9 protein-coding genes are annotated in these 11,978 nt (G+C 33.7%); 7 read left to right on the top strand and 2 right to left on the bottom strand.

Annotation, left to right across the window (positions count from 1 at the left end; translation table 11 throughout):
• Window positions 1-44: 44 nt before the first annotated feature.
• Window positions 45-1,574 carry a glutamine-hydrolyzing GMP synthase gene (gene guaA, locus NNL09_RS25105; RefSeq protein ID WP_025667539.1) on the bottom strand — a complete coding sequence of 510 codons (1,530 nt, stop codon included), beginning with the start codon at window positions 1,572-1,574 and terminating at the stop codon, window positions 45-47.
• A gap of 237 nt (window positions 1,575-1,811) precedes the next feature.
• On the opposite strand from guaA, the gene NNL09_RS25110 reads away from it, so the two are divergent.
• Window positions 1,812-2,138 carry a hypothetical protein gene (locus tag NNL09_RS25110; RefSeq protein WP_196911217.1) on the top strand — a complete coding sequence of 109 codons (327 nt, stop codon included), beginning with the start codon at window positions 1,812-1,814 and terminating at the stop codon, window positions 2,136-2,138.
• Window positions 2,139-2,193: 55 nt separating this feature from the next.
• Here the strand turns inward: NNL09_RS25110 and bshC are convergent, their stop codons facing one another.
• Entirely contained in the window at window positions 2,194-3,789 is a 1,596-nt protein-coding gene (gene bshC, locus NNL09_RS25115) for a bacillithiol biosynthesis cysteine-adding enzyme BshC (protein ID WP_196911218.1), read from the bottom strand.
• 216 nt (window positions 3,790-4,005) lie between these two features.
• On the opposite strand from bshC, the gene NNL09_RS25120 reads away from it, so the two are divergent.
• The 6 genes from NNL09_RS25120 (at window position 4,006) to NNL09_RS25145 (ending at window position 11,976) form a co-directional block, all read left to right on the top strand.
• Window positions 4,006-6,492: a M14 family metallopeptidase gene (locus tag NNL09_RS25120; RefSeq protein ID WP_196911219.1), complete on the top strand. Its 2,487-nt coding sequence runs from the start codon at window positions 4,006-4,008 to the stop codon at window positions 6,490-6,492.
• Between the two features lie 11 nt (window positions 6,493-6,503).
• On the top strand, window positions 6,504-8,678 hold the full coding sequence (locus tag NNL09_RS25125; protein WP_025667535.1) for a M3 family metallopeptidase: 2,175 nt from the start codon (window positions 6,504-6,506) through the stop codon (window positions 8,676-8,678).
• Window positions 8,679-8,918: 240 nt separating this feature from the next.
• Entirely contained in the window at window positions 8,919-9,635 is a 717-nt protein-coding gene (locus NNL09_RS25130) for a hypothetical protein (protein ID WP_196911220.1), read from the top strand.
• Between the two features lie 15 nt (window positions 9,636-9,650).
• Window positions 9,651-10,718 (top strand): ribosome small subunit-dependent GTPase A, encoded by a 1,068-nt coding sequence (gene rsgA, locus NNL09_RS25135; RefSeq protein ID WP_196911221.1) that lies wholly within the window; start codon window positions 9,651-9,653, stop codon window positions 10,716-10,718.
• Window positions 10,719-10,735: 17 nt separating this feature from the next.
• Window positions 10,736-11,446 carry a hypothetical protein gene (locus NNL09_RS25140; RefSeq protein ID WP_025667532.1) on the top strand — a complete coding sequence of 237 codons (711 nt, stop codon included), beginning with the start codon at window positions 10,736-10,738 and terminating at the stop codon, window positions 11,444-11,446.
• A 53-nt stretch (window positions 11,447-11,499) separates the two neighbouring features.
• Entirely contained in the window at window positions 11,500-11,976 is a 477-nt protein-coding gene (locus tag NNL09_RS25145) for a hypothetical protein (RefSeq protein WP_196911222.1), read from the top strand.
• Window positions 11,977-11,978 lie beyond the last annotated feature (2 nt).

Consider the following 11,978-nt stretch of genomic DNA (forward strand, 5'->3'; position numbering starts at 1 on the left):
ATCCGATTTGTTTTTAATTCCCTAACTGTTTAATTTGTATATTTCTATTCCCATTCTATCGTTGCCGGAGGCTTAGAACTAATATCATACACTACTCTATTAACGCCTTTTACTCTGTTTATTATTGCATTAGAAGTTTTTTGTAAAAACTCATAAGGTAGATTTACCCAATCTGCCGTCATCCCATCTGTACTTTCTACAGCTCTTAATGCTACACAATTTTCATAAGTGCGTTCATCCCCCATTACTCCCACACTTTGTACAGGTAACAAAATAGCTCCTGCTTGCCAGACTTTGTTATAAAGTCCATTTTCTTTTAATCCATTAATAAAGATAGCATCTACTTCTTGCAAGATAGCAACTTTCTCTGGTGTAATATCTCCCAATATTCGAATTGCCAATCCAGGGCCAGGAAAGGGGTGTCTTCCTAATAATTCTGGATCAAGCTCCATCGATGCTCCTACTCTACGTACCTCATCTTTAAACAACATACGTAATGGTTCTACAACTTTTAATTTCATAAAATCTGGTAATCCTCCAACATTATGATGAGATTTGATCGTAGCAGAAGGGCCATTAACAGATATAGATTCTATTACATCTGGATAAATTGTTCCTTGCCCCAACCATTTTGCATCTTCTATTTTATGAGCTTCATCATCAAATACTTCTATAAAAATCTTTCCTATAATTTTTCGTTTTCCTTCGGGATCACTTTCTCCAGCCAATGCATCCAAAAAACGTGCCGAAGCATCAACTCCTTTAACGTTAAGCCCCATTCCCTCGTACTGTTCTAATACTGCAGAGAATTCATTTTTACGCAACAATCCGTTATTCACAAAAATACAGTGCAAGTTTTCACCAATAGCCTTATGCAATAATACTGCAGCTACTGTAGAATCTACACCTCCACTTAAACCTAATACTACTTTATCATTACCTATCTTTTCCTTAAGCTCTGCTACAGTAGCATCTACAAAAGAACCTGGTGTCCAATCGGGTTGAACATCTGCTATTTTGATTAGGAAATTCTCTAATAATTGTTTTCCATCGGTAGAGTGATATACTTCTGGGTGAAATTGAATAGCATAAGTTTGCTCATTTTCTATCCTATATGCTGCATTTTCGACATCTTCTGTACTTGCTAATCTAACAGCTCCAGTAGGAAGTTTTTTTATGGTATCACTATGACTCATCCATACCTGGGAACCTTTTGTAATATTTTCAAAAAACTGTTCTCCCTCCTGTACAAATGATAAATTAGCCCGACCATACTCTCGTGTATTTGATGGAGCCACTTCTCCTCCACTAAAATGAGCCAGGTACTGAGCACCATAACAAACAGCCAAAAGTGGTTTATTACCTCGAATGGCAGATAAATCAGGATGAGGAGCATCTTCTCCTCTAACAGAGAAAGGAGAACCAGAAAGGATCACTGCCTTAAAGTCTGATATATTCTCGGGTAAATTATTATAAGGGTGTATCTCACAATATATATTTAACTCTCTAACTCTTCGTGCAATTAGCTGAGTATATTGTGATCCGAAATCTAAAATAAGTACGTTGTTTTGCATAGGCAAAAATAAAATTAAATTACAACCCTCGAAATCCTAAAAGGAATAATTTTTAATATTATTTATTATCTAAGTTTTTAGGCAACATTATTCTTATAATACAAGCAGTTACCAAAAACCTTTCACCTAAATCAATTAACCGTTCGTCGGTATTTAAATGCATTTCATCGATTTCAATCATTATAAATGACACAATCATTTTAAATTTACATCAGAAACCTTCTAACCCCCAATACGATGAATAACTTTACTTTGAAACTTGCCATAATCATCATTCTTTTTTCTAATACAAGATGCTTTGCCAATGACACTGAGCATAGTATAAAAATCTCTGATCTACAGATATCGAGTCTTATGATGAAAATTCCTAATACCATGATAGATCAAAATATAGTATCTCGCACTTCATTAAGTAAAAAAAATGAGGTTCTTACCACGTCTATTTTAGAATTTATTAAAGAACATACTGATCCTTATAGAAAGAAAAATGAGGCTCAAGGTAGTTGGATCAAAAGCACTAAATGGATTAAAGATCCTAATTGGATAAAAAAAGAACTTGTATAATCATAAATGATTACTTTACAAGACATCTTATTTACTAAAAAACTTGACTACTCTTCTAATGTTTCAAGATCAGAAACTCTCCTTTTAAAGGATTCAGGTGCTTCATCAATGTTGGAATTAAATCATCACCATACTCCAGGTAGAATTCTGCAAAGTTCTTATTACGTTCTTGCAAGCTTTGATTAGGAAAAAGCTCATTTTGCAGTGTCGTTAAACGCTTTACGTGATCACCTAATTTACGTCTTTGTGCTTTCAATAACCGTTTTTCTAAAACATCTAATCCTTTAAGTTGTTTTATTTCTTGCGCTTTCACCGCATTGTTAAAAGTTACATCTGTTTGCTCTGCCAGCTTATACATGGCTTCAAACTGCTCTTTCAAATGTTTACGCTGCGGATCAAAATCAATATTTATATTAGAAATACGACGTACCTTACGGTTGATTAACTCATGTTGTTTCAGAAATAACTCGGTATCAGAAACATTTAATTTTTCTATTTTCTCAGCTTGTTTTTTGGTTTGGATCAGTACCGAATTACGAAGTAACAACATGGGAAACGGTATATCTACAGTTTCGAAATAATCCTTTAATTCTAGCCAATATGCTAATTCTCCGCCACCGCCGATATAACAAAGGTTGGGTAAAATTACTTCCTGATACAAAGGACGCATCATTACATTAGGACTAAACCTCTCTGGGAACTCAGAAAGTTCTTTTAATATCTCACTCTTACTCCAGCTAATATTTGTTTCGTTTACAAAATATCTTTCTTCTTTTTCAATAATTCTTTCGCGTAATCCATCTGCCAGATAAAACAAATTAATTTCTCTGGGGTTCACCTGCACTTTATATCCTTGTGCCTCTAGTTTTTCTGCTCTTGGTATTACTTTGGTATAGGCAACTTGATCCGTTAATTCTCTTTCGACAAATGGAATAAAAAACCTTTTTAATTCACTATCATCTCCGTCTATAATGACCAGGCCATACTCTCCAAATAATTCATTAGCCAGATATCGGGTTGCATCTGCAAGATGATTATGTTGCAGATAGGCTTTCTTAAATAAGGTTTTAAGGTATTCTGCATTTCGTCCTGATCCAATTTCCGAAGAAAAAATTTCAAAAACCTTATCTAATCCTTCGGTATCAAAAACTCCTACCGCTCCTCCATCATTACGATTCCACTGTATCTTCTTTCCAAAAAGATTAAAATAATTAATCTCATCAAAATCATGATCTTCTGTTGCCATCCAATATATAGGCACGAAATCATATTCTGGATGTTTCTCTTTTAATTCATTAGTAAGGTTAATCGTAGAGATAATTTTATACAAAAAGTATAATGGTCCCGTAAAAAGATTCAGTTGATGCCCCGTAACAACAGTAAATGTGGTAGGTGTATCTAGTGATCCTATATTTTGACTGGTAAGATCAGAAGGATCGACACCTTTATATTGTTTGCGTAAAGCTTGCACCAATACTTTTCTATGCTCTTTAGAAAAAGAGTGTTGCTTTTCTTTAATTTGATCTTTGAAGTTTCCTAATTCCGGAAAACGATTATAAAAGGGTTGTAATTCAGATTTTTGATCTAAATAATCACAAATAAGAGAAGAAAAGTAATTCGTATCACTAAACGGAATACAGTCACTAGGCATAAGCAAAATTTTTGATCGATAAATATACGGCAGATTGTGATCTCATCTGCTTTTTTATATTTTTTTTAATAGTTTGAAAGAATTCATCTACAAATCATTATCTAAATACTAAAATTTATCAATATTCTCTATTTCAAATCCTAAATTTTAGTTAATACCGATTAAATCCTAAATTTAACTCGGTATTTTACCCCTTCTAAAAGAATTCACCGATCAATGAAAAAACTAATCATTACACTCTTTGTCGTAACTGTAACGACTTGCTTAACCTATTCTCAAAACAAATTACAATCTCCTGCCGAATTTTTGGGCTATGAAATAGGTGATCAATTTACACGTCATGCCGATGTTGTAAATTATTTTAATCATGTTGCTGATCATTCTAGTATGGTGAGCTATCATACTTATGGAAAAACAAATGAACGCAGACCCTTAACTTATGCTATTGTTTCTTCTGAAGAAAACCTAAACAACATAGAAAATATAAGATTAAACAATCTAAAAAATATTGGTATTGCAGAAGGCGCAGCTAATCCAGAAGTTGCAATTGTATGGTTAAGTTATAATGTACATGGTAATGAAGCTTCTAGTACAGAAGCCGCTATGCAAACTATTTATGAGTTAATTACTAAGAAAACTGCATGGTTAAAAAATACTGTGGTTATTATAGACCCTTGTATAAATCCTGATGGTCGTGATCGATATGTAAATTGGTATAATCAAACAAAAGCTACACCTTATAATACAGATCAAGTAGCAACAGAACATAATGAACCCTGGCCAGGCGGAAGACCAAATCACTATTTATTCGATCTTAACCGTGATTGGGCATGGGCAACCCAAGTAGAATCAAGACAACGTATTAAAGCATACAACACATGGATGCCACATATTCATGTAGATTTTCATGAGCAAGGTATCAATGAACCTTATTATTTTGCTCCGGCAGCAGAGCCTTTTCATGAGATTATAACTCCATGGCAAAGAGATTTCCAAACTCAAATCGGTAAAAACCATGCTCGATATTTTGATGCAGAAGGATGGTTATTCTTTACCAGAGAACGTTTTGACTTACTATATCCTAGTTACGGAGATACCTATCCTACGTTTATGGGAGCCATAGGAATGACCTATGAGCAAGCGGGACACGGACGCGCTGGTTTAGGTATTCAAACCGACGAAGGTTATATATTAACGCTAAAGGATCGTGCATTACACCATACTACAACAGGCTTATCAACAGTAGAGATTTCTTCTAAACAAGCTACAAAATTAAATACCGAGTTTAAAAAGTTTTTTAATACCTCTGGTCTGAAATATAAAAGTTATGTATTAAATGGAGAAGCTGATAAGATTAATGCATTAGTAAAACTACTAGAAACCCATGATATTAAATATGGGTATACGAATACTGCAAAAATTTCGGGATTCAATTTTAAAGAAAATAAGCAAGGAAGTATTAATGCAAATGGTGCATTGGTAGTAAGTACAAACCAACCAAAAGGTAAAATGGTAAAAGTACTTTTTGAACCCAATGCCAAACTTAGCGACCCACTTACTTATGATATTACTGCCTGGAGTGTTCCACATGCATATGGATTAGACGCCATAGCTTCGACTTCATTAATACCTGCCAATGGAAATAAAAAAGCTAATACCATAAATAATACAGCTAACGCATCTGGTGCTGGTTATATCACTAAATGGAATAGCATAGACGACGCTGCTTTTATGGCTGATTTACTTCGTCATAATATTAGAGTACGTTTTAGTGAAAAAGATTTTAGTAATGGCGCAGAGAATTTCAAAAAAGGAAGTCTTATTATCACCAAAAGTGACAATCGAAAAACTAAAAATTACGATAAAACGGTTATCGATATCGCTAATGCTCATTATAGAAAACTATATACAGCTCCTACTAGTTTTTCTAGTAAAGGGGTAGATTTTGGTTCTCCGGATGTAAAACTCATAAATAACCAACGTATAGCAGTATTAAAAGGTCGATATACCTCTTCTTTAAGCTATGGAGAAATTTGGTACTTCTTTGAGCAACAGCTTAAATTTCCTATTACTTCAATTGATACAGATTATTTTAAGAATGTTGATCTTACCAAGTATGATGTGTTAATTATGCCAAACGGATATTACAATAGCTACTTAGACAAAGGAGCTTTGGATAAATTGAAAGGATGGGTAAGCAGTGGTGGTAAAGTAATAGCGATTGGTAATGCAGTAAGAACCTTTGCCGATAAAAAAGGATTTGATCTTAAGAAAAATAAGGCCGATAAAAAGGAAAAAGACTCTATCGGTAATCTTATTCCTTATGATCAACGTGAACGCAAAAGCGTAAAGGATTTTATTACAGGAAGTATTTTTAAGACCAAAATAGATCATTCGCACCCAATGGCTTTTGGATATGATGACACCTATTTTAGTCTGAAATTAGGAAGTAGTTCTTATAAATTTCTTCAAAAAGGATATAATATTGCTTATATAGAAAAACCACAAAGTGTTTCTGGATTTGCAGGTGCAGATGCCCTTAAAAACCTAAACAACTCTTTGGTTTTTGGTGAATCAAGAATGGGTAGCGGAAGCATTATCTATATGGTAGATAATCCTTTATTCAGATCTTTCTGGGAAAATGGAAAGCTTTTCTTTGTTAATGCTATCTTCTTTGTTAACAATAATAAATTTAGAATTTAAATTAAATAATCATGATTAACTCACACCTCTCTACAACCATCAAGACTGTAGCCTTATCGGCTATTGTACTCTTAGCCAGTTGTAATCAAAAGAAAGAAACTGTGGAAACTACAGCAGAATCAGAACCTAAAGAGACAGCAAATGTCTTATTAGAAGAATGGACCGGATCATATGGTGGCACCCCTGCATTTGATAAAATGAATGTAGCCGATATAAAACCCGCTCTCGAAAAAGGAATGGAACTTAATCTTAAAGAAATCGATGAGATTGCAAATAACTCTGAGGCTCCTACTTTTGAAAATACCATCGTTGCTATGGAGAGAGCCGGAGCAGAGCTCGATAGAATTTTTACATACTATGGTATCCTAAGTAGTAATATGTCTTCTCCAGAATTTAGAGACGTTCAAAAAGAAATGGCTCCTAAGCTATCAGAATTTAGTTCTAAAATATCACAAAACGAAAAATTGTTTAAACGTATTAAAACCGTTTATGACAATGCTCAAAAAACACCATTAGAAGCAGATCAGCAACGTGTAGTAGAACTTACTTATAAGTCTTTTGCTATGAATGGAGCAGAATTAGACGAAGAAAAGAAGAAGCGTTATGCAGCGATCAATAAAGAATTATCAGAACTGTATACCAATTTTTCAAATAATATATTAGAAGATGAAGAAGGATATGTAACTTACTTAACCAAAGATCAGTTAAGTGGTTTATCAGAACCCTTAATCAAAGCATATGCAAAAGCAGCTACAGATAGAGATCAAGATGGTAAATATGCAGTAACCAATACAAGATCTTCTATGGATCCTTTCCTTACCTATTCTGATGAACGTGCTATACGTGAAAAAGTATGGAGAAATTATTATTCTCGTGGAGATAATGGTGATGAGAAGGATAATAATGAAAATATTGCCAAAATTCTAAAACTAAGAAAAGAACGCGTTGGATTATTAGGACATGATAACTATGCAGACTGGAGGCTTCAAAACCGTATGGCTAAGAATCCTGATAATGCAATGAAACTTATGAATGCTGTTTGGCCAGCTGCCATAGCCAGGGTAAAAGAAGAAGTAACCGATATGCAAGCCGTGGCAGATGCAAACGGAGATAAGATAACGATCGAACCATGGGACTATCGTTACTATGCAGAAAAAGTAAGAAAAAAGAAATATGATCTGGATTCTGATGAAGTAAAACAATATTTACAATTAGATAAATTAAGAGAAGCTATGTTCTTTGTAGCAGGCGAATTATTTAATTTTAAATTTACTCCTATTGAAGAAGGTAAAGTTCCTGTTTTTCATGAAGATGTAAAAGTATGGGAAGTAAATGACAAAACCTCTGGAGAACATATCGGCCTATGGTATCTCGATCCATTTGCCAGACCTGGTAAGCGATCTGGAGCATGGGCTACTACGTATAGAAGTCATACTACTTTTGATGGTAAAAAGAATGTACTCGCTTCTAATAATTCTAATTTTGTTAAACCAGCTCCGGGAGAAGCAGTTTTAGTTTCCTGGGATGATGCAACTACTTTTTTCCATGAATTTGGTCATGCTTTACACTTCTTTGCTTCCGAAGTAAGATACCCAACTCTTAATGGTGGTGTACGTGATTATACAGAGTTTCAATCTCAATTGTTAGAGCGTTGGTTATCTACCGATAAAGTCATTGACAATTATCTGGTACATTACAAAACTGGAGAAGCAATCCCAAAAACACTGGTTGATAAAATTAAAAAAGCAGCTACTTTTAATCAAGGGTTTGCTACAACAGAATACCTGGCTTCTGCCTTAATGGATATGAAATTTCATTTAGCAGACCCAACTAATATTGATGTAGATAAATTTGAAAAGGAAACTCTTACAGAATTAAATATGCCAAAAGAATTAGTGATGCGCCATCGCACACCACATTTTGGGCATGTATTTTCTGGAGAAGGATATGCTACCGCTTATTATGGATATATGTGGGCAGATGTACTTACCTCTGATGCGGCAGAAGCTTTTGCCGAAGCTCCAGGAGGATTTTATGATAAAGAAGTTGCCGCTAAACTAGTAAAATATCTTTTTGCACCACGTAATGCTATGGATCCAGCAGAAGCGTATCGCAAATTTAGAGGACGCGATGCAAAGATCGAAGCTTTAATGAGAGACAGAGGATTTCCGGTTCCTAAGTCGTAACCAAAAATAACATGTAATTAAAATACACATATGCCATTATAACAGAAGGTATATGTGTATTTTTATATAAGAGCTGTACTTCATCATTATAAAAACTAAACCACACCAAGTTTAGAATAGATGTAACCAGGATAAGAGAACAAATAAGACACTTTTATGAAATACACATATAGATCAATAATCTTGCTTTGCGTTCTTGTTCTTTTTTTTAATGGAAAAAAATATCAAAAAAAATCATCTATGGATATCGTTAGAGGACTTAAACCTGCTATTGCCGAGTTTACCGATTTAGAGCAAAAACTCGTTATAAAGGTTGCCAAAAAACTAAAAAAAAATGGATTTCCGGTTGATGATTTAACAAGAGTTCACCTCAAAAGAAGAATGCTTAATGATAAAGATTATTATGCTAAGAATGAAATTACATTTTTTGTAAACCCAGGAGTTTATAAAGAAAATGAATTTAATTGGGGAATAGAAACAATCACTATAGACTGGGAAGACCCTTCTGTTGTAAGAACACCAGATGGAGGTATCGAGTTTATGGTAGGTAATAAAATAAAACCTGAAGACCTTGTGATGAATCTTTATGGAATGAACGATTCTTATTCATATCATTCACTTTTAAAAGATCATGATAATATTATAAAAAAAACAAATAATACCTTATTGGCCAATAATTTAGAAGAAATTAAGCATTTCACTTCTCAAGGGATAGCAGGGTTACTTAGAAATTACCTAATTGTAATAACAACATATAATGAAAAAGAAAATGTATATGAAATGGCAATAAGAAGGATAGATCATGATCTTATTGATTCGAAACATTATAATAAACTCCTTGAGCAGTATCGTTTAAAAATAGATATAAATACATCTAGAATAGAAGTATTAGATAGTTTTGATCCTACTTTCTTTCCTACCCCAGCTACAGTACCACCAATTAAAAAGAAATTTTAAAAAACAAAACAAAGCATGACAATTCAGGATTTAGGATACAATAGTGCCCTAGAGCAATTTAGAACCGAACAAAATTTGGATTCTTTTGAGGTAGGCAGAATACTATCTGAGCATAAAGAAAGATATGTTATTAAAACTCCTATACATGAATTTGATGCCGAACTCATTGGTAATTTAAGATATACAGCAGAAAGTAGATATGATTTCCCAGCTGTTGGAGATTGGGTTGCTTTTTCTGAATATGATGAAGGCAAAGCTCTAATTCACGCTATTTACCCTCGAAACTCTATCATAGAAAGACAAGCAGTTGGTACATCTGGAAAAGTGCAAATAATTGCAACAAATATTGATTATGGTCTCATTGTTCAAGCTGTCAACAGAGATTTCAATATCAATAGATTAGAAAGATATCTAACGATCTGTAATGCTTCTAAAGTCGAACCGATTATTATTTTAAGCAAGATTGATTTACTAGATGAAGCTGGTTTGCAGAATATCATAAATCAAATAAAACAACGAATCAAAGACATTACAATACTTACAGTTAGCAACCAAATAACCAAAGGGTATGATACTCTAAATCAAATTATCCAAAAAGGAAAAACGTACTGTTTACTTGGATCTTCTGGAGTTGGAAAATCTACTCTTCTTAATAACGTTGCCGGTAAGCTACAAATGAAAACAGGAGAAATAAGTGCGAGTGTAAACAAAGGAAAGCATATTACAAGCCACCGAGAGTTAATTGTATTGAATAATGGAGGGATTCTGATTGATAATCCCGGAATGCGTGAGATTGGAATTGCTGATACATCAAGTGGATTAGAAACTACATTCGAAACCATTATCGAATATGCCGACAATTGTAGATTTAAAGATTGCACGCATGTGCATGAGCAAGGTTGTGCCATATTGGAAGCTGTTGAAAACGAAGAAATTGATAAAGATTCGTATCTCAATTTTCGAAAAATGGAAAAAGAAAAAATACATTTCGAGTCAGATGTCAAAGAGAGAAAAAAGAAAGATAAAGACTTAGGAAAAATGATTAGAAGTGTTCAAAAACAGAGAAGAAATAATAAATACTAATAAAATGTAATCAATATATGAATAACAGTATAAACCTGGAGCCTGAAAAAATTATCAAAACCATTGATCTCCTCGAAAAACGAGTTTCGGATCGATTTCCTGATTCAGGACTTAGAAAAGTTTGCTTTCAATTTCTGCATACTGCTCAAAAAAGTAAACAAAATATTGATTGGATCTCTTCTCCAAATATTTTACTTCGCGTATTTTCTCATATGATCATACTAATTGGTTTAGGAGGATTGATCTATAGTATCACTTATATTGATTTACAAATTGAAAATACTACTCTTGCTAATGTTGTTACGATTTCTGAAGCTATTTTTAATGATATCATACTATTAGGGGCTGCAATCTTTTTTCTTGTTTCACTAGAATCCAGGCTAAAAATGAAACGAGCCCTAAAATCTCTTAACGAACTCAGAGTAATTGCTCATGTTATTGATATGCATCAATTAACAAAAGATCCTAATGTCACTGATGCACCAGAATGTGCTACAGAAAACTCTCCTAAACGAACTTTTACTAACTTTCAGCTTCAACGATATCTCGATTATTGTTCTGAAGCTACAGCGCTAATTGGTAAAGTTGCGGCACTATATTCTCAAAGCCTACCCGACGAAAAAGTAGTAAGGGCAGTAAATGAAATCGAAATATTAACTACAGGATTAAGTAGAAAAATATGGCAAAAACTCATCATATTAAACGAACAAAAAACCAATAAACAATAATTAGTTGACACAGAAAACACCCTAAAATCTCGTCAAATAATAAAAATAAAAACATGAATCAAGATACCATAATCAAACAGATAACAACAGATCTTCTAGAAAGCTTTACCTTCTTTGCAGATTCTAATTATACCGGATATGACCCTTTACATCCAGTTTCTAAGATTGTATTTGCCGCGCAGGGAGAGATCACTACGCCTCCTGATTTGGGTTTTATGGGATATGGAGGTGGATCAGAAGGAGAAGCCTTTAGTGATTGTGGGGTATTAGATCTCGAAGCTTTTTTTCCGTTAAATGAAGAAGGTGATTATTACCGAGAAGATGATGACGAGTATAAAGAAAAATGTTTTCATAATGCTTGCCAGGCAGTTTTACAGGCACTTACTACTGTAGCCAAAAGTGATGAATTTCAAAAAATCCCTAAAGAAGGTCCTATAGTGTTTGTTTTAAATCTTATAGATCAGTTTAATAAAGTATTATGTAGAATTCATCCTGATGGAGAGGTTGAATTACCGCCAAAAAAGGAATAGTA

This window comes from Aquimarina sp. EL_43 (assembly GCF_943422735.1).
Classification (GTDB): domain Bacteria; phylum Bacteroidota; class Bacteroidia; order Flavobacteriales; family Flavobacteriaceae; genus Aquimarina; species Aquimarina megaterium.

Coding starts and splice junctions, on each gene's coding strand:
- rsgA (WP_196911221.1), top strand. CDS start 9,651: ATGACAATTCAGGATTTAGGATACAATAGTGCCCTAGAGCAATTTAGA.
- NNL09_RS25125 (WP_025667535.1), top strand. CDS start 6,504: ATGATTAACTCACACCTCTCTACAACCATCAAGACTGTAGCCTTATCG.
- NNL09_RS25145 (WP_196911222.1), top strand. CDS start 11,500: ATGAATCAAGATACCATAATCAAACAGATAACAACAGATCTTCTAGAA.
- bshC (WP_196911218.1), bottom strand. CDS start 3,789: ATGCCTAGTGACTGTATTCCGTTTAGTGATACGAATTACTTTTCTTCT.
- NNL09_RS25140 (WP_025667532.1), top strand. CDS start 10,736: ATGAATAACAGTATAAACCTGGAGCCTGAAAAAATTATCAAAACCATT.
- NNL09_RS25130 (WP_196911220.1), top strand. CDS start 8,919: ATGGATATCGTTAGAGGACTTAAACCTGCTATTGCCGAGTTTACCGAT.
- guaA (WP_025667539.1), bottom strand. CDS start 1,574: ATGCAAAACAACGTACTTATTTTAGATTTCGGATCACAATATACTCAG.
- NNL09_RS25110 (WP_196911217.1), top strand. CDS start 1,812: ATGAATAACTTTACTTTGAAACTTGCCATAATCATCATTCTTTTTTCT.
- NNL09_RS25120 (WP_196911219.1), top strand. CDS start 4,006: ATGAAAAAACTAATCATTACACTCTTTGTCGTAACTGTAACGACTTGC.